This window comes from Acidobacteriota bacterium (assembly GCA_016700075.1).
Taxonomy (GTDB): domain Bacteria; phylum Acidobacteriota; class Blastocatellia; order Pyrinomonadales; family Pyrinomonadaceae; genus OLB17.
In genome coordinates this window covers 2,883,287-2,902,085 of sequence record CP065000.1, presented here as the reverse complement: position 1 = coordinate 2,902,085, position 18,799 = coordinate 2,883,287, and the positions used below count along the sequence as shown (strand labels likewise).

The window sequence follows — 18,799 nt, the reverse complement described above, 5'->3', positions numbered from 1 at the left end:
TTATTTGAGTATTTCCTTGACGGCGGCATCGAAAGCATCAAGGCGTCGCTTTGCTCGTTTTACTTCGGGGTGCTCTGCGGCATAGGCACGCGACAAGCGGGCAAGGTCCGCTTCCAATGCCGCTTGCTTGAGGATCAGTTTTCCCAGAGCTTGAGTGAGTCTTGCGGTATCTGCCGGCGGCACCGCGAAAACACGGAGTAGTAGCCGATCGATGGCGGCAAGTTCATTTCGCAGGTCGAGTATTCGCGGATTCGTGTCCGTGTAATCGGGCGCAACCGCAGCGATCTCAGACATCAGTTCAGTCTTGCGAAGCAGTATCTCGGCGTAGGCGGGCGAAGATTTGATCGGTCCGGGCTCGCCGGTTTGAGCATCGGCTTCCAGGGCTGCAAATGCGAAAATAGCTAACACCACCGCCGTTGAAAAAATAAACCTCATATTACTTCAAACAGATGCCGTTTCGATCAGTTCGGGTGCCTCACAGGATGTGAACTCGAGATCTGCATCTGCCTCTACAACGCCGTCCCCGAATGTCGAGCGTTGATCCAGCGTATCGAAATAGGTTTGAATATTGTCGAGTATTTCTTCGGCAGAATGTGAATGGTAAAGAGTTTGGCGAAACTGCGCACCGCCAACGAGCCCTTTCGTGAACTGCCCCGCGAGCTGCTTCATTTTGCCCAAAGCTACGATCTCCGGCATTTCCTCGCGGCACATTGAGAAAAACTCAAGTAGAACGTCCTTCTTTTCGATAACATCGGGCTGATACGGTTCGCGGCCCGCTAACACGTCCTCGAACTGGCGAAATATCCACGGATTCTGCATCGCACCGCGGCCGATCAAGATGCCGTCAACACCCGATTCACGCCATTTCTGCATGCCGTATTCGATGGTCGTAATGTCACCATTTCCCGACACCGGAATACTCACTGCTTCTTTGACCTGCCGTATAACATCCCAATTGGCGAGCCCCTTATAGCCCTGTTCGCGCGTTCGCCCGTGAACCTGTATGTGTTCGACGCCGCACTGCTCTGCCATTTTCGCAACATCGACAACGTTGATGGTCGATTCCGTATAGCCGGTCCGCAGCTTGAGCGTCAGCGGTATAGTGATGGACCTTTTGATCTCTTTGAGTATCGTCTCGAGAAGCTGCGGCTCGCGCAGCAGGCCTGAACCGCCGCCGTTCTTGACCACCTTTGGAGCCGGGCAGCCGCAGTTGACGTCCAAAATATCGGCACCGACCTCCTGCGCCATTTCGGCGCCCATCGCCATTCGCTCGGGCCGTCCGCCGAAGATCTGAACCGCAAAAGGCCGTTCTTCTTCGTCGAAACGCATCTGGCGTTTCGATTTCGGATTGTTGCGTGTAAGGCCCTCAACGGAGATGAATTCGGACACGACAAGACCGACACCGCCTCGACGCTTGATCAACCGGCGAAAGGTATAGTCGGTCACGCCGGCCATCGGTGAAAGGATCAGAGGCGGGTCGATTTGAATATCTCGGATGAAGAATGATCTCATCAGAAAATGCGGCGTCTAGGCCCGAACGTCTAATATAGCGAAATCACAGCGGCTTTTCATCACCGGGATGATTTGCACAAACTGAAAAGGCCGGTGCTGTGCATCCGGCCCCTTTCAAAGGTCGATCTCAACAGCTTACTCAAAAACCGTTCTATCTCGAGCGGACGAGATCATGTTGTGCCATTCCGCGCTGATGTTGTTTCGGTATAACCGTATCTCAAATACCTGAGAAATGCGCTCGCTGCCGCCGATATCATTTATACGTTCGCGATAGACGGCAGTCACGTTGAACGACACGGAATTTACGGTATGCCAAACAAATTTGGGTTCTTCGGAGAGCCCGATCGACTCGACCTCACCAATAACACGGCTATGGTAGGCATTGCCCATGAACTTTGGGAGGCCGAATTTCTCGATCAGGGAATTAACATCGTCAGAAGTTGGGTTTGGTATCCCCTCGAATTCATTTGAGGAAATGAACGTTCGCCAAAACTGGTAACGGCCGCCAACTATGTCGTACGCAGCAGACCCCCTAATGATGATATTCACCTTTGGATCATCTGTTCGCTCCTTAGCAGTAAAGCTTCGCGACCAAATATACTTCTTGTAAGTTGTACTCCATTCCCTTTTGCCCGGTCCGCCCAGCGTTACAGAGACCGTCTTCGGCCCTGATAGCTCACGTTTAATTTGCGCATCCGTAGGTTGGGCATTTGCGGTTCCCGCTGCGGCCGAGCCCACGATGAACAGAATTGAAAGTCTGACTAACGTTCTGGTAATGATCACTAAATCCTCCTTTTTGTGTTTTTCTACTATTTAGTTTTTCTTGTTGCGTTGGATGATGAGAACGATCACTGCGACGATCACCATCAACCCCGAAAACATTAAAACCAACAGGCCCGGAACTATCCCGAGGGCTGCCTCCTCCCAACTCACGCGTCCGCTGGTGAGTTCCGGGAGCAATGCGGACACGGCAGTGACCGCTATGCCAAGCAAGACGCCGAGTATGCCGATAACAATGGCTGCTTTGACCAACATGGTGGTGTTCCTCTATATCGAAGTGTGGAAAAGGATTAACGCAAATGGGAGAAGCAAATTTCTGCTAATTTACCATACATTGCACAGCCACCTCCAATTGATGCCGTGCACGAGAAAAAAGGCCGGCACACATAATGAGGCCGGACCTTTCCTTGAATTTAAAATGAAACTACTTCGATTTCGTCAACACGACGCCAGTGGCGTCAAATTTGACCTCGGTCACCGAGCCGTCTGCGTTGATCTTTTCAAACTTTGCACCGTCGTCGTTCATCAGGTGATCGACCTTGTCTTTAGGCAGCACGTTCGTTTTGAAAACGCCCTGTGCACGTACCTTCAAGCCGGCAGCATTGAGCGGAATGAAGAATGCGTGATCACCAAAAGTAACACGTACAGACTTGCCGCCTTCTTTGTCTGCCATTTCCATCCAGCAGCCTTCGGTCTTGCACGAACGAACGATCACGCCGCTGACCTCGACGGTCTTGCCCTCGAACTTTGACGGATCAGCCAGGGCCTTTTCAACCGAAGCCTTCTTCACACCGTTGGCAAGTGCCGCACCGCGGGTGATCTTTTCTCCCGATCTCAGGTCAACCGGAGCGTTTTGACTGCTCTTGTGAACCGGCTCACCTTTGCTGTTGAGTTCAGGCTTTACTGAATCGGCGGACTGTGCGAACGATGCCGAGAATCCGGCCAAAAGAAATATTGCAACGAACAAGAATGATGTTTTTTTCATAAGCATTAAAATATGGCGCCAATTTCTAAATTATAGCAGAAAACCTTAAGGCCGCACGGCTCTGCAACAACTTCCTATCTGGACTGAAATACGACCCTTCCGTTGACGACCGTTAACACGATCCGCACGTCGCGTATCCGGCCGCGGTCAATGGTAAAAATATCCTCGGAAAGCATAACGAGATCAGCAAGTCTGCCCTCGGCAAGCGTCCCTTTTGCGTTCTCGGCAAATTCTGCGTACGAGCTGCCCACAGTATATGCTCTCACGGCCTCTTCCACAGAAATGGAACGTCCTCCGCTGTTTACAGCCGCGTGTATCCCGAGCATCGGATTCAGATCGATCATCGACGCGTCGGAGCCAAATGCAAAACGAACACCCGCGGCTGACATCGCGGAATAGTCATCGCCATATTCCGGACCGCCGTAAAATAAGAAGGGCTGCATCGACGCGATGAAATTACCGCGTGCGAACCGCGGAATATCGGCATTTCGAAAGCGTGCGGCATGCTCCACGCGAAAACGCCGGTCACGCGGGCCGTTCGCCTTTGCGGCATTCTCGAATATCGTCAGTGCTCCGGCGACGGATCTGCCGCCGATAGCGTGAAGTGCGACCTGAATGCCAGCCTTATCGGCCGCGATGACGATCGGCGTCAGTTCATCAATATCGTCCGTATCGCCCTCCGTCATTCCTTTTATGCAGCCTCCGCGAACCATCGAATTTCCGTCCCCGGCCTTCATCCCTCGGTCAATTGCATCGCGATATTTCTCAATACCGATACAGTCGTAGATCCGCGTTTTAAGTTTGCCCTGCCGATCAAGAGCGTTCATCAGTTCGGCCAGGTCGTCGGAATGCACATCCTGAACCGTAGTCACGCCGAGCGTTGCAGCAAGATTCGAAGCGGTCTCGGCAATTTCTGCCCAGTTCGTCGCGTGATCGCGTGGAGCTGCATTGCGGACCCACGTCATTTCATCGTCTGCGACGACTGCTTTTTCATTGTTGAGTCGAGCGGCCTTCAGTGCCAAGGCATTGACCGCCGCACGCTTCGGGATGGAGTAGTAAAGCAGAACAGGGTTGTCGGGCGATGCCGCGTCCAGGAGGCCTGTATCTTCGAATTGAATATTTTCGGTAATGCCTGCACCGATGATCCACCGTCCGCGAGGCAAAATGGCGACGTATTCTCTGACGCGTTCAAGTATTTGTTCGCGTGATCTAGTTTGCCGAAGGTCGAGGTGCGAGAACTGATTCCCAACGGCCGTGAAATGCACGTGAGAATCATTGAATCCCGGCAAGACAAGGCGACCCTTTGCGTCTATGACCTCGGTGTCAGCACCTGCCAGCTTCCTAACCTCATCGCCGGTTCCGACCGCAATTATTCGCCCGCCGGAAACCGCTAACGCCTCAGCCCGAGGCTGTTTGGCGTCAAGAGTTCTTATATTTGCGTTGACGATGATAAGGCTTGCAGGTTTTTGACGAGCTAAAGCGTCTGAAGGCAAAAACACAAAAAGGGCCGCAGCCGATGCGGCCCCTAAAATGATGCAGGCTGTAAGTACTTTACTTTTTCTCGTAAACCACACGTCCGTCAACTATCGTATAAAGCACCTGTGTGTCCCAGATCTTAACCGGATCAATGGTAAAAATATCGTCAGAAAGGATCACTACATCGCCGACCTTTCCTACCTCAATGGTGCCTTTAATGTTGTCCTGATATTCAGCAAACGCAGAGCCCCACGTGAACGCCCGAACTGTCTCGTCAACGCTGAGTTTCTGCTCCGCTACCCAACCGTTGGGGTTCTTGTGGTCGAGCGTGCGACGCGTGACCGAAGCGTAAACGCCCCAAAGCGGGTTCAGCGGTGCGACCGGCGAATCTGATCCAAATGCCAAAACCGCACCCGCGTCGAGCAGAGAACGAAAGGCATATGTACCCTTCAGACGCTTTTCATCGAGCCGTTTCCATGCCCAGCGGCCGTCGTCAATGATATGGAAAGGCTGCATCGACGCTACTACCTTTTGTTTGCTGAAGCGTGGTATCTCGTCCATTCGCAAATGCTGGGCGTGTTCGATGGTGAAGCGTCTGTCGCGGACGCCATTCGCACGCTCGGCCGATTCAAAATGATCCAAGATCACCGAATTTCCACGGTCGCCTATAGCGTGGATGCGAACCTGCAGGCCCGCGTTGTCGGCGTCCTTCACGTTGTCACGCATTGTCGTCAACACATCCGCCATCGGCAGTCCGACCGAATTCGGGGCGTCAAGATACGGCTCAAAGAACCACGCCGTCGTAGAACCGAGGCTGCCGTCCGCATAGCCTTTCAAACAGCCGACCCGCAGCATCGCATCGCCAAATGCGAAACGAACGCCCGCCTGTTCCCAGCGTTTATAACCGCCGAGCGGTGAACAGCCATAAACGCGGGTCTTCAATTTTCCCTGCCTATACAATTCCTGCAGAACACCGACATCGGTACCTGTGGACATATCCTGTACGCTCGTTATGCCGAGGCTGGCGGCGTGTTCGGTAGCGGCGAGTGCAGCTTCCAGCCTTTCCTCAAAACTCGGCTCCGGTATCACGCGATTGAAATATGCCATCGCCTCGTCCTTAAAAACGCCGGTCGGATTGCCGGCCGGATCACGGACGATCTCGCCGCCGTCAACGTCCTTTGTGTCCTTGTTGACGCCCGCCTTCTGCATCGCGAGTGAATTCGCGAGTGCCATGTGGCCGTCGAGTCGGTCGATAAAAACCGGATTGTTGGGCGTAACGGCATCGATCATAGCCGCGGTCGGCAGGTTGTTAGGCTTCCAATTCTCGTGGTCCCATTTTCCGCCGAGTATCCAACGTCCTTTCGGCAGTTTTGCGGCAAATTCTTTGATACGCCGGACGAATTCTTCCGGTGTTGCAGCATCACGCAGATCGACCGACGACAATTGAGCTCCCGTCTCAAGAAAATGAACGTGGGCATCATTAAAGCCCGGCAAAACCGTCTTGCCTTTCGCGTCGATGACCTTTGTTCGTGAACCGATCAATGGCTTTGTGTCAGCGTCGGTGCCAATGGCGACGATGCGGCTGTTAAGAAATGCTATCGAACGCGCGAGCGTACGTTTCGCATCCATCGTTCGGACATTCGCGTTAGTGATAACGAGGTCGGCGGCCGGCATTTGGCCTTGGACCGCGATCACGAAGCCGGAGATCAGAAGAACCTGACAGAAAAGAATTGCCTTTTTCATATTGTTCGGAACTTGTATCCTTGAGTTAGCCGATTATACCAATGAGCGACAGGATTATCCATTATTTCACCATCGCCATCGCGGCCGTCGGCCTCGCGATCATCGTGTTCATTTATGCATCGGCACCGAGAGGCCTGTGGGAGGTGGTTACGCGGTCTCAGGTCGCCTTAGGCGTCTATTCGGTCGACAAAGAGCTTTTCGATCGCGGCGTTGCACAATTTCGTGCCGAAGAATTCCCGGCCGCCAGGAATTCGTTCGAGCGAGCCGACCCCGAAAAACGTGATGCAGCGACGCAGTTCTATGTCGCTTACACCTATTACCGCGAAGGGTGGGGACGTGTTTCGAATGACGACGCCCTGTTTGCAAAAGGCCTGGAAGCCGCAGATCGGGCGTTGGAATTGAACCCCGACCTGGCGATCAATGATGAAGACCTAAAGCTTAGAACGCCGTTCGCATTGCGTGCCGAGCTTGAGAGCGGCCTAAAGATGACCATCGAAGACCTGAATCCGCTGAAGCTGTTCCGGGAGAGAAAATGAAGCGAAACGAGATCGAAATTGCTGATGTCGAGATCGTAACTGCCGATCATCCGAAAGATCGGCCGTCTGAGCAAAGGGCTGACCGGACCGCATACCTTGTTGTTCCGTTCCTATTCTTGATAGTTACACTGCTCGGCGGCATGCGGCTGGCACAGTCAGACAATTCGTTCGTCTTCCTGCCACCGGAATTGATAACGCTTGTGCTCGCAGGGCTCACATTAGTGCTTGTTTTCCGGGCAGAAGTTCTTTCGTTTTTCGGCTGGTTCCGCGATGCCGATCCGATGTTGAAAAAGGCCGCAAATGTAGCCATCTTGCTGACGCTATTTGCCGCAACATCACAAATATACAACAGCCTCCTTCCTGAGAAAGGCCTGCTTCACTGGTTGTTCGTCTTTTGTTTTTTCTGGGCGATCGCGACGAATCTTTTGGCAGAAATGCCCGCACGTAAGGTCATTGCGAGCTTCGGCACGCTTTTCGGCATCGCATTCATCGCAAAATATATAGTACTCGCAAGCCTTGCGTCCCCGGCCGATATCTCGTGGCTGCAGCGTATCTGGGAAAATCCGGGCCGCGAGGCGATAGCGTTGGTTATCGGAAAGCCAGAATTCTCACCGTCGAGCGGCTACATCCATTTTGTTGCCATCGCTCTATATTTGGCGGGTCTTTATTTACTGCCCAAGCGAATTTAGGTCATTTCGGCAAGATGTTGAGGCGGATAGACCTACCTTCACGATTTACCTGCAGTGACGAACCGCTAAAGCTGCCTTTCAGCTCCGTCACGTGTGTTAGGTCTTTGCCGTCGATGGCCTCGATCACGTCGCCTGCCTGAACTCCGCTTTTTTGAGCAACTGATCCCTCACGAACCATTCTAGCTTTCCAGCCGGCCGCTGTTCGTTCGGCATCGATCCCTAGAACAGACAGTACGTCGGAGATCATAACGGCCGTTGGAGCGGGCGGCACATCAGCATCCGGACGCGGCTCATCTATCGACTCCAGGCCTCTCGGCAAAATGCGGCTGCCGGCCCGGCCTGCCTCTTCAAACGCACCGCCCTCTTCAGGATTGTCAGGAGCCGCTATGGCTGGACGGCGGACTGCCGGAACCGGCGATGGACGTTCGCGCCGAGTATCGCGGGAAGCAACAGTAGGTGCGGCCGGCTCCGCGGCTTCGTTTTCTTTTAATTCCTTTTCTTGCGGCAACTGCGTTGCCGTCAGTTCGGTCGGATCGTCCGTCGGTTTATTCAGCGGCTGAGTTTCAACGGCAGGAATGGCTACCTGAGCCCCTTCGGGAGCATTCTCGCGGGATAGCCCGCCGAAAAACACCGCCGCAAGGGCAACAGCAGCAAGGACCGGAACAGCCAGCTTTGCCCACAAAAGCGATCCGGCTGCCCTTTGCGGCATACTTTCCGCAGCGATGCGTGACCGAACGCGGACATCAAAATCTCCCGGCGGTTCTATCTGCGGCAATGCAGAAAGCAACGCCTGCACCTTTTCGTCCGGTGTCGTTCCGATAGTGCCCTTATCAGTTCTCATCAAAATAATCCTGCAGCTTTTCCCGCAAAAGTCCTCTTCCGCGGCTGATCCGCGATTTGGTCGTTCCTAAACCGAGATTCATTATCGACGCTACTTCTTCGTACGATCGCTGCTCTACGTCGCGAAGCACGATCGGTAAACGGTATTTCTCAGGCAGCGACGCAATTGCTTTCGCTATAACTCTGTCGCGTTCGCTTTCGACCAGCAACTGATCCGGCAAGGCCGCCCTATCCTCCGGCTGATATTCGGCTTCCTGATCCTCGCCCTGAAACAACCCGGTCAGAGACATCAATCGCCGCCGCTTGCGCTTTCGCAACTCGCTGATCGCAAGGTTCGACGCAATTCGGTAAATATACGTCGAGAACGCGAAATCCGTGTGATAGCGGTCAAGAGCGAAATACACCCGAACGAAAGTTTCTTGTGCCAGGTCCACCGCCTCTTCGTAGTCATTCAAAAATCTGTAAAGAAAATTAGTTATCTGATTGCGGTAACGCGAGACGATCTCCGCAAATGCCTCCTCGTCACCCGCACGTACTGCGATGATCAGATCGTTGTCAGATAACCTTTCTTCAGGCATATAGGCCGATGAAGCCTCAATGCCCTGAAAGGCAGAGGCCTTTGAGATGTATGCCGCCCGTTGGTTCGATCCGCCTTGGGCGGCGGCAAAACAAAAGCCGCCCTTCCGTTCTCAGACACGAATGGCGGCTAAAAAAGTTGCGAAAAGCGCATTGACCGATGCTGCATCAACTCGATCGGAACAACTCCTCGTCCACCTTTTGACCGAAAGTAATAGTGCCGATCTGAAATTCTTCTACAGGTTTGTTGTTTGCCAGCAGCACGGTTCGATAAGGGACAAGCGTGTTCTGTGCATACTTGTAGTCATAGAAACGGCGCGTATATTTGACGCCGCCGAATTCGTATGTCAACAGCATCACACGATAGGTTTTTGCGCTGATATAAAAACGCGTTGTTCGCTCTTTCGTATCCTTTATGTCTACCACGTAGTAATCCACGCCCATCAACTTCTCACGCGGCTGCAATTCTATCGTCGAACCGTTTTCCTTGTACCGGAGCATCGCCTCGATGCCATGGAACAGGCTGTGCTCAAAAGCCCTTGCCACATCTTCTCTGGCCGCGAAGACCGTGTTGTTGAAGATCAGGAAAATGTTCCCTTCGTTATAAACGAGCGAGTACCTGGCTGACGGCATGTCTTGGTCGAGCCGAACGCGTTCTTTATCCAGCGTCTCTCCACGCATGGCCCATCGAACATAACTCGAACGCTCGGTCTTGCCGTCTGCAGCCGTCGTGGTCAAAGTTCCGCGTTCCTGAGTCGTCTTGCGGATCTGTTCAAGCCTCTCACGTCCGCCAAGCCCGCCGTAAAAAATTATCGCTGCCTCTACGACCTGCTCAGCGGTCTGCAGCTGTCCTTTCGCTGCAGGCAACGCCGCCGCGGTCGGCGTCGGTGACGGAGCAGCCTCGGTCTGAGCGGAAACAACCGCGGCCAAGGCAAAAATGGCGGCAATTGCGGACAAAGTTCTATTCTGGAACGATTTTCGGATCATCAACACGGTATTCAGATAAAAGCGGATTGTAACATAAACCGCGTTACGCGGCATCGATACAGATCTTCGACTCGAAATATTGATGAGATCAGCCCCGTTAAAGATGCACTCATAACCGTCGAATGCCGATAATTGCACGTCGGCTGAACTGTGGTTCTCCGGCATTTTCTATTTCTGGTTTTTGAAAATCGCCCAAGATATCTAGACTTTCTTATAGATGCTCCACGTCGCTCTCTATGAACCTGAGATACCGCCAAACACCGGCAACATCGCCCGTTTGTGTGCGGCGACAAATACGAAGCTCCACATTGTCGGGGTCACGGGTTTCAGAATGGATGACCGCACATTGAGGCGGTCAGGGCTGGACTATTGGGATCATGTTCAATTGGTGCGGCATATTGATATCGACGCATTGTATGCCTGTCTTCCCGGATCACGGTTCTTTTATTTGACCACCAAAGCACGGCGGAACTATACGGAAACGACGTTCGAAGACGAGGATTGCCTAGTTTTTGGGCCTGAGACACGAGGACTGCCGCAGGAGATTCTGAATTCTGCTCCCGACAACTGTCTAAAGATCCCGATGTCGAATCCCAACGTACGCAGCCTGAATCTCGCGACGAGTGTGGGCATCGTTTTGTATGAGGCATTGCGTCAAATATCAGTACCGTAGGCCGCGCGGCTGCAGAATACAAATCTTTACAATTAATTCTTCTTTTTTGGACAAACCTCTTTTGGGCCCATACGTCTAATCATCGGTAGATTGACCGACCTTAAATAAGGAGGTTTATGGCATTATGAGGTTTACTAAATCATTCGCATTGATCTTTGTTCTGCTTCTCGGGATGACAGTGGTTCCCGCGATCGCTCAAAATTCCGGAAGGACGGTTGAGCAGGAGGTGGCACGCCAGCTACGGCTGCTGTCCAACTACAACGTTTTTGACTACATCGACTATAGGGTCGAGAACGGAGTCGTGACGCTTAGCGGATGGACGAACTCGCTTGGCACGAAATATTACATTGAGCGTGCGTTGAAACGTCAGGACGGGATCACAGCCGTCGTCAACAATATTGAAGAGCTTCCGCCGTCGAGAATTGACGATCGGATCCGCATCGCGACTCTTCGCACGTTTGCCGAAAGGGGTCCGGCACGCTATTTCAGCGGGCTTCATCCGGATGTACGCATAACGGTCAAGAACGGCAACATCATCCTGAACGGTGTGGTGTCAAACGTCAGCGACCGTGACGTCCTGAACATCCTGGCAAATTCGGTCCCGGGCGTTTTCAGCGTGACAAACAACATCAAGGTCGGAAAAACTATTTCCTGACCGCGGTTATCGAATAACGACTTGGCCGGGCCGGTTTGGCTCGGCCTTTTTGTTTCTACATTTCCCGTCGGATTGCGTTTCGATTGCCAATCCATCATCATACCTGTTTGCCTTTTGGCACCGGAGACCGACTATGATCACCGCAGACAAGATAAGAAATATTGCGATCATCGCCCACGTTGACCACGGAAAGACCACGCTCGTTGATGCGATGCTCCAGCAATCAGGGACGTATCGCGACAACGAAGCGGTCGTTGAACGCGTGATGGACAATATGGACCTGGAAAAGGAACGCGGTATCACCATCATGGCGAAAAACACTTCGGTTCGGTTCGGCGACTACAAAGTAAACATCGTCGATACGCCGGGCCACGCCGATTTCGGCGGCGAGGTTGAACGAGTGCTGAAAATGGTCGATGGCATTGTATTGCTTGTTGACGCCGCGGAAGGTTGTCTGCCGCAAACTCGATTTGTATTGAGAAAAGCGCTCGAACTTAAACTTCCGTCTATTGCCCTCGTTAACAAGATCGACCGTCAGGACGCACGGCCCGAAGAGGTCGTCAACGAGATCTACGACCTTTTCATCGACCTCGGAGCGAACGATGAGCAGATCGAATTCCCCATTCTGTACTCGATCTCGCGCGATGGCATCGCGAAAAAGGACCTTGCAGACGAAGGTAAAAGCCTAAAGCCGCTATTCGATCAGATCATCGAAACCATACCTGCGCCCGAACCCATCCGCGATGACAGCCTGCAGCTTTTGGTGGCGAATATTGACTACAACCAGTTTGTCGGCCGATTGGCCATTGGACGTATCTTTTCGGGCGAGATCGCAAAGAATCAGGAGGTAGCCGTTTCAAAGCGCGATGGCTCGACGGTGAAGACTCGTGTTAAAGAGCTCTTCGTTTTCGAAGGCCTGGAACGCGTAACTGTTGATAACGCAGGAGTTGGCGAGATCGTCGCGCTTGCAGGGTTTGACGATGTCGAAATAGGCGAAACCATAACATCCGCCGACAACCCCAAACCGCTTCCTGTGATCGCCGTCGATGAACCTACGATCTCAATGATCTTCGGCGTGAACACATCGCCATTCGCCGGTACCGAAGGAAAGTTCGTCACCTCACGTCAGATCAAGGAACGCCTTGACCGTGAACTGCTCGGCAACGTTGCACTTCGTGTCGCCGAAACCGAGGCGGCGGAGCAATTCAAGGTATCGGGCCGCGGCGAATTACAACTCGCAATTCTCATTGAGATGATGCGCCGCGAAGGCTACGAACTGCAGGTCTCAAAGCCTGAGGTAATTACAAAGAAAGACGAAACGACGGGAGAAACGCTCGAACCGATCGAGCTTGTCGTTATCGACGTTCCCGAAGAATTCATCGGCGTTGTCACTGAAGCTCTCGGCCGCCGCAAGGGCCAGATGACCAAGATGATCAACAACGGCTCAGGACGCGTTCGTTTGGAATTCGAAGTACCGTCACGCGGTCTGATCGGATTCCGCGGCGAGTTCCTGACCGAAACAAAAGGCACGGGGCTTCTAAATACTATCTTCCTGAAATTCGACAAATGGCAGGGCGCAATGCGTTCGCGGCAGACCGGCTCGCTGGTCGCCGACCGTATGGGCGAAACGAACACCTACGCTCTTTGCAACCTTCAGGAACGCGGCACTCTCTTCGTCCGGCCGCAGACAAAGGTTTACGAAGGAATGATCATCGGCGAAAACGCCCGTGCGGTCGATCTGGATGTGAACGCCATCAAAGAGAAAAAGCTTACCAATATGCGTACGACGTCGGCCGACGATGCGATGCGTCTGGTACCGGTTCGCGAAATGTCGCTCGAGCGGGCGCTTGAATTCATCGCGGACGACGAACTGATCGAGGTTACGCCGAAATCGATACGACTCCGCAAACGCGTCCTAAAAGCAAATATGCGGCCTAAGAAGTAGGCTTTTCCATCACCTCATCGTCCTCAGCCTCTTCTTGCGGGTCAAAATCCTCATAGCCGTGCGCGTCGTCGTAATAGTATGAACGCGGCTCGCATGGCTCTTGTTCATTCGGTTCGATCTCACCCTTCTTGGCTGGTTTCCGTTCTCGGGGCATAATTGATATTCGATCACAAATATCGCATATCTTATGACGAGACGAAACCATGTTCTTGCTGCCTTCGCCGCAGCTCTATTCTTTTGCTCATCCGCGGCTCAAGGCCAGCAGCCGGCGGCGACCAGCCTGCCCATAGCGGATAACGAGTTTCAGGTCGGTGCGACGCTCTGGATGCAAAAGGCGGCGGAATTTCGCGCTCTGGCATATCAGGCGTTCAATTTTGCCCGCTGCCGGCTCGATTCCGACCTTACAATGAAACTGCCAAAAGCCGAGCGAAAACGCCCGCGTGCGATCATCGTCGATATCGACGAGACCGTGCTCGACAATTCGCCGGCACAGGCCGCCGGGATACGCGACAGGCGGTCATTCAATATGAAGGATTGGTACGCGTGGAGCGAGATGCGCAAGGCGAAAGCCATTCCCGGTGCGGTCGAATTTCTAAATTATGCCGTGTCGAAAGGCGTCAAAGTTTTCTATATTTCGAACCGCGATGAAGTGCAGAAACAGGCGACTATCGATAATCTTCGGAGTGTAGGCTTCCGAGATGTAAGTGAGTACAACGTACTTTTGCGGCAGAAGGATGAACGCGGCAATAACATATCGACCAAGACGCCGCGCCGCGACTTCGTCGCGGACAAGTATCGTGTCGTATTGGTAATGGGCGATAACCTGGACGACTTTTCTGACGTATTTGAACGCCGGCCGGTGGCCGAACGTTTTGCCGAGACAGACCGTTTGAAAGAAGAATGGGGAAAACGTTGGATCGTCCTTCCTAACGCGATGTATGGCACGTGGGAAAATGCCATTTACGAATACAAAGCCGCCGAAATGACCGAGGCACAGAAAGCGGAAAAACGTGCGAAGACACTGGAAATGCCTTAACTTTACAGCGGCGTTAGTAACAGCAACGGAGTCCGAATGAAAAACAGATCGCTAATTCTTTCAATCATCCTATCTGCAGCCTTGGCGGTTGTCGTGACAGGCCAGACCCTTACCGTCCGCCAGATCATGGCGGAGCCTTCGATCGCGGGACAGCGCGTTTCGGGTGAGAAATTGTCACCCGATGGAAAATGGGTGATCTACCAATGGAACGCCGAAGGCAAGCCGCGTCGCGACCTTTATCTCGTCTCTGCAAGCGGCGGCACTCCGGAGATCATTCTGCGCTCAAGCGATCTGCCGGCGACGCCGCGTCCGCCTGAGCGTTCAAATCCATTGAATTATGGGCTGGAGATGCGAGACCAATTCGTACGCGACCGCGAGAATCAGCTGGGCAATTTCGAATGGTCGCCGGATTCATCCAAGCTCATTTTCACGCACGGCGGTGACGTTTATGTGATGACCCTGGCGGACCGCTCAATGAAGCGCTACACGCGGACGCAGGCGCCTGAGTTCGGAGCAAGATTTTTAGATAGCACGCGCATCTTGTTCTCACAGGGCGGCAACGCGTTCGTTTTGGACACTGCCACTGCCCAATTGACACAGATCACACGCGAGGCAAATCAGCAACAGTTCATTTCCGTCGGAAATGTGGTCGCAAGCACAGACGGAAAAATGGCAGCGTATGTCGTGTCTGACAGTTCAAAGCAGCGGCAGCTCGTTGTCCCGAACTTTCTGCCTGAATTCGTCACCGGCGGTGGGCCGCGTCGAGGATGGACGGAACAGAAGTTGTTTTTCATGCCGACCGACGGCAGCCGCAACGCACCGCATGAGATAAAACTGCCCGCGACGGAAGGCGTTTCGAGTTTTCGCAGAATGGTATGGGCAGCAGACAACCGATCTCTCATCGTTGACCGCCTTGATAAGGACACAAAACGCCGCCAACTCTATTACGTCCATAACGTCGGCGGCAAGGACGAGAAGGTCATACTCGTTACTGAAGAAACCGACGAAAAATGGCAGGCACCGCTTTCGGCCATTTTCGAGCCGAATCCGAAAAATCCCGCACAACTCTTCTTTGGCTCCGAGCGCGACGGCTACAATCACCTTTACCTCGCGACGCTCCAATTTCCGCAGCCTGAAGCAGCATCAGGCGAGACGCGGCCTTCCGGCAGCATTCCGTCCCCAAATGTAGATATTAGGCAGATCACCAAAGGCACGTGGCAGGTCGAATGGGCGAAGTGGGCCGCTGACGGCGAGCAGATCGTCTATATGTCCACGGAAGAGGGCTACACGGAGCGTCGCTTTTTCGCCCTGTTCCCTGCGAACGGCGACAAAGCCGTCATTCCCGCAAACGACAAAGGGATGGCGAGCACCCCGCAACTCGACGATCGGAACGAACAGCCGACGCTGCTCTATGGTTTCTCGCAGTGGAATCGCCCCGAAGACCTTTTCACGCAGAAGGTCTGCCCTAAGTGCCGCGGCCTGAACTTCCCTGTTCAACTGACACGCACGACGCCGGACAGTTTTAACAAGATCGCATGGACCGTGCCGCGATTTATTGAGATACCTTCTCGCGACGGCAAACGCATACCCGCAAAGATCTATCTCCCCACCGGCCACGACCCGAAAAAGAAGTATCCGATGGCGATCTTCGTTCACGGTGCCGGCTATTTGCAGAACGTCATCAACGGATGGAACAACTACTATCGCGAATTCATGTTCAACGACATTTTGGCCAAGAAGGGCTACGTCGTGCTGGATATCGACTATCGCGGATCGGCCGGGTACGGACGCGACTGGCGGACGGACGTTTACGATTTCCTCGGCGGCAAAGATTTTGACGACCACATCGATTCGATCGATCACATGGTCAAAAACTACGGCGTCGATCAGAAACGCATCGGCGTTTACGGCGGCAGCTACGGCGGCTTCATGGCCGGTATGCTCGTAATGCGTGCCCCGGAGCGGATCGCCGCGGCGGCCGCCCTCCGGTCGGTATTTGACTGGAAGAATTATTTCGCCGCAAATCCCTTTTACACTGCACAGCGGCTCGGTTTTCCCGACAAGAACCCGGAGGCATACAAACGCTCGTCGCCGATTACCTACGCCGACAAGCTCGAACGCCCGCTCCTGATCCTGCACGGCATGGCCGACGACAATGTTCACGTCCAGGACAGCGTCCAACTTGTCGAAAAGCTCATTCGGCTAGAGAAAACTCAGCATTTCGAAATGATGTTTTATCCTTCAGAGAATCATGGCTTCGTTCGCCCCGAATCTTGGGCCGACGAATACGAACGGATCCTGTGGTTCTTTGAAAAACACCTAACCGTAAAATAAAAAAGAGGCTGCCTCTTTGGGCAGCCTCAAAACACTAATGATGAGCAAGCTTACTCGCTGTGCGAGTCGGCATGTACCTGTCTGGTGGTGCTCAGCGTAAAGATCGACGGGAAGCCCGTCGGCAGTTCGTCGTGGCCGAGGTCGAAACCGCAGATCTGGTGCCCAAGGCCGAGCGAACGGAACGTAGCCTCATCGTTCAACGCCATCAAGTCATACTGCGACAGCATCTCCGCAACGGCGGTCGTTGCCGTGCCTTTTCTCGGCAGCTTTTCGTCCATCATCGCGGTCATATAGGCAAAGGTCGCCATGATGACGGCGGATCGCTTGAGGTCTTCCTCGATGGTGCGATCCGCGACGTCCTGCGTCGTGTGCCAGGTGCGTCCGAAATACTCGATCGGATCCTGTATGAACTGGAAGCCCGGCAGTCCAATGGCGTCAAACGCCAGGTGGTCAGTTCCGCTGACCGACTGAATGCTCACGGTCGATGCTCCGAGGTCGGCGAACGGAGCCAATATATTGCGGAAAATGGGACGGAGTGCCTCATTCCCCTGCATATTGATGCCGCGGATCTGGCCTGTCCCGTTGTCCAGGTTGTAATATGCCGAAAACTTGTCATAGCCCGGCTTTTTGTTCAGCGGAAGCTGTCCGCCGCCGCCCGACAACGCCGCGAACGCCGCAGCGTCAGAGCCGTCGCCGCGCGTCGCAAGGTGTTTTGATACCCAACCGCGTGAGCCTAAAAGGCCCTGCTCTTCGCCGGTCCAAAGGCCGATCTTTATCGTACGGCGGGGCTTCAGCCCGGATGCAGCGAGAATTCGCATCGCCTCCATCGCAACCGTAACGCCGGCCCCGTTATCGGTAGAGCCGTTCGCCGCATGCCAGGAATCGAGGTGACCGCCGACCATTACCATCTCATCCTTCAGATCGGTGCCCGGAATTTCTGCGATGGTGTTATAGCCCTGCAGGTCGTCATCGTAGAACTGAACAGCGAGGTCAACGTTCATTTTGACGGAGACATTCTGCTTCACAAGACGGACAAGGCGGTTGTACTGCTCGGTTTCTGCGACGAGCTGCGGGATCGTTGCGGGTGCGTTCTTCGAATAGACACGCATACCGCCGAACGGATTACCGCCGCCCGGCGCTCCCTGACCGCCTGCCGGCGGTGCCTGCGGCGGAAGGCTTGCTCCCATCACACGGATGGTACCCGAATCTGTTCCCATGCTCGGCTCGACGAGAATTGCCGCGCCTTCTTCAAAATAGAAGCGGTTCTTCCGTTGGTTGAACTGCATCGCGCCGGGGTTGCCACCTCCGCCCTGACGGCCGCGGTTCTGGGCGACGTTGTCTGCAGGCTTTGCTGCATCGAGCGTGGCGAGTTCCTCGTTCGAAACCCTCGTAGCGATGGGCTTAAAGCCGGGTTCTACCGCACGCACGTCGGACGTGAGTACGATCGCACCCTTCAGTTTGCCTTTGTATTTTTCCAGCCCGGCTTCGTCCGTCGCGTCCACAAAAACGACATCGCCGGTTATCGCACCATTCGTAGACGGCGACCAGGCTTTCGGATAGGCGCGAAAAGCGATGAACTCATCGCCTGCGATCACCGAAGCATTGAAACGCTTCACTTTCCATCCGCGTCCGAATTCGCCCCACGGCTCGACGATGGAGTTCTTCATTCCCCATTTTTCAAGCTGGTCGCGGGTCCATTTGTTCGCACGACGCTGGCCCGGCGAATTGGTCAGACGGGCGCCTATCACATCGCTAAGGTATTTCATCGTCGCCATTGCCTGCGAACGGTTCATTCCCTCATCGCGAATGATGTCGGCGGGCGATCTTTCGACCGCAGGAACTGTTGAAGCCAGCGAAGCCGCCGGCGCAGCAAAACTTGCGCAGATCACAAGTGCCGCAGCTTTTTTCTTGAACATCAAAATATATCCTCTCCTAAGGTGGTATGTAAGACGTAGTATGCCTGAAATTGGATGCCGAAATAAACCCGAGACAGCCAATAATGAGCGCCTGAAAGCTATTGTTACGCGCAGAT

19 protein-coding genes are annotated in these 18,799 nt (G+C 53.8%); 7 read left to right on the top strand and 12 right to left on the bottom strand.

Features of this window, described 5'->3' with window-relative positions; translation table 11 throughout:
* The 7 genes from IPM50_13190 to IPM50_13160 form a co-directional block, all read right to left on the bottom strand.
* Entirely contained in the window at nt 1-435 is a 435-nt protein-coding gene (locus IPM50_13190) for a hypothetical protein (protein QQS32594.1), read from the bottom strand.
* A gap of 6 nt (nt 436-441) precedes the next feature.
* Nucleotides 442-1,512, bottom strand: coding sequence for a tRNA dihydrouridine synthase DusB (gene dusB, locus IPM50_13185; GenBank protein QQS32593.1), 1,071 nt, complete (start codon nt 1,510-1,512; stop codon nt 442-444).
* Nucleotides 1,513-1,647: 135 nt separating this feature from the next.
* Nucleotides 1,648-2,295, bottom strand: coding sequence for a hypothetical protein (locus IPM50_13180; protein QQS32592.1), 648 nt, complete (start codon nt 2,293-2,295; stop codon nt 1,648-1,650).
* A 30-nt stretch (nt 2,296-2,325) separates the two neighbouring features.
* Entirely contained in the window at nt 2,326-2,547 is a 222-nt protein-coding gene (locus IPM50_13175) for a hypothetical protein (GenBank protein QQS32591.1), read from the bottom strand.
* Nucleotides 2,548-2,716: 169 nt separating this feature from the next.
* A complete protein-coding gene (locus IPM50_13170; protein ID QQS32590.1) occupies nt 2,717-3,277 on the bottom strand; it encodes a DUF4920 domain-containing protein in 561 nt (186 codons plus the stop codon).
* 74 nt (nt 3,278-3,351) lie between these two features.
* On the bottom strand, nt 3,352-4,776 hold the full coding sequence (locus IPM50_13165; protein QQS32589.1) for an amidohydrolase: 1,425 nt from the start codon (nt 4,774-4,776) through the stop codon (nt 3,352-3,354).
* A gap of 52 nt (nt 4,777-4,828) precedes the next feature.
* Complete coding sequence (locus tag IPM50_13160) at nt 4,829-6,496, bottom strand: amidohydrolase (protein ID QQS32588.1); 1,668 nt, start codon at nt 6,494-6,496, stop codon at nt 4,829-4,831.
* A 41-nt stretch (nt 6,497-6,537) separates the two neighbouring features.
* Here IPM50_13160 and IPM50_13155 point away from each other — a divergent pair, with 41 nt between their 5' ends.
* Both IPM50_13155 and IPM50_13150 read left to right on the top strand, forming a co-directional pair.
* Nucleotides 6,538-7,032, top strand: coding sequence for a hypothetical protein (locus IPM50_13155; protein ID QQS32587.1), 495 nt, complete (start codon nt 6,538-6,540; stop codon nt 7,030-7,032).
* Nucleotides 7,029-7,721, top strand: coding sequence for a hypothetical protein (locus IPM50_13150; GenBank protein QQS32586.1), 693 nt, complete (start codon nt 7,029-7,031; stop codon nt 7,719-7,721). The genes IPM50_13155 and IPM50_13150 overlap by 4 nt, the downstream gene beginning before the upstream one ends.
* Before the next feature lies 1 nt (nt 7,722).
* Here the strand turns inward: IPM50_13150 and IPM50_13145 are convergent, their stop codons facing one another.
* The 3 genes from IPM50_13145 to IPM50_13135 form a co-directional block, all read right to left on the bottom strand.
* Nucleotides 7,723-8,562 carry a hypothetical protein gene (locus tag IPM50_13145; protein QQS32585.1) on the bottom strand — a complete coding sequence of 280 codons (840 nt, stop codon included), beginning with the start codon at nt 8,560-8,562 and terminating at the stop codon, nt 7,723-7,725.
* Nucleotides 8,552-9,139 carry a sigma-70 family RNA polymerase sigma factor gene (locus IPM50_13140; GenBank protein ID QQS32584.1) on the bottom strand — a complete coding sequence of 196 codons (588 nt, stop codon included), beginning with the start codon at nt 9,137-9,139 and terminating at the stop codon, nt 8,552-8,554. Before IPM50_13140 ends, IPM50_13145 begins: the two co-directional genes overlap by 11 nt.
* Nucleotides 9,140-9,305: 166 nt before the next feature.
* Nucleotides 9,306-10,094 carry a hypothetical protein gene (locus IPM50_13135; GenBank protein QQS32583.1) on the bottom strand — a complete coding sequence of 263 codons (789 nt, stop codon included), beginning with the start codon at nt 10,092-10,094 and terminating at the stop codon, nt 9,306-9,308.
* A gap of 247 nt (nt 10,095-10,341) precedes the next feature.
* On the opposite strand from IPM50_13135, the gene IPM50_13130 reads away from it, so the two are divergent.
* The 3 genes from IPM50_13130 to typA all read left to right on the top strand — a co-directional run bounded on the left by IPM50_13130 (nt 10,342) and on the right by typA (nt 13,397).
* Nucleotides 10,342-10,797 carry a tRNA (cytidine(34)-2'-O)-methyltransferase gene (locus IPM50_13130; protein QQS32582.1) on the top strand — a complete coding sequence of 152 codons (456 nt, stop codon included), beginning with the start codon at nt 10,342-10,344 and terminating at the stop codon, nt 10,795-10,797.
* Between the two features lie 124 nt (nt 10,798-10,921).
* A complete protein-coding gene (locus tag IPM50_13125) occupies nt 10,922-11,452 on the top strand; it encodes a BON domain-containing protein (protein ID QQS32581.1) in 531 nt (176 codons plus the stop codon).
* A 133-nt stretch (nt 11,453-11,585) separates the two neighbouring features.
* Nucleotides 11,586-13,397 (top strand): translational GTPase TypA, encoded by a 1,812-nt coding sequence (gene typA, locus IPM50_13120; GenBank protein QQS32580.1) that lies wholly within the window; start codon nt 11,586-11,588, stop codon nt 13,395-13,397.
* Here the strand turns inward: typA and IPM50_13115 are convergent.
* Nucleotides 13,387-13,551, bottom strand: coding sequence for a hypothetical protein (locus IPM50_13115; protein ID QQS32579.1), 165 nt, complete (start codon nt 13,549-13,551; stop codon nt 13,387-13,389). The two genes, typA and IPM50_13115, sit on opposite strands and share 11 nt — an antisense overlap.
* A 33-nt stretch (nt 13,552-13,584) precedes the next feature.
* On the opposite strand from IPM50_13115, the gene IPM50_13110 reads away from it, so the two are divergent.
* The gene (locus IPM50_13110; protein QQS32578.1) at nt 13,585-14,433 is read left to right on the top strand and encodes a 5'-nucleotidase, lipoprotein e(P4) family; all 849 of its coding nucleotides are present in this window, start codon (nt 13,585-13,587) and stop codon (nt 14,431-14,433) included.
* Nucleotides 14,434-14,469: 36 nt separating this feature from the next.
* On the top strand, nt 14,470-16,767 hold the full coding sequence (locus tag IPM50_13105; GenBank protein ID QQS32577.1) for a S9 family peptidase: 2,298 nt from the start codon (nt 14,470-14,472) through the stop codon (nt 16,765-16,767).
* A gap of 50 nt (nt 16,768-16,817) precedes the next feature.
* Here IPM50_13105 and IPM50_13100 read toward each other — a convergent pair whose 3' ends face one another.
* Nucleotides 16,818-18,683 carry a M20/M25/M40 family metallo-hydrolase gene (locus IPM50_13100; GenBank protein ID QQS32576.1) on the bottom strand — a complete coding sequence of 622 codons (1,866 nt, stop codon included), beginning with the start codon at nt 18,681-18,683 and terminating at the stop codon, nt 16,818-16,820.
* Nucleotides 18,684-18,799: the final 116 nt, after the last annotated feature.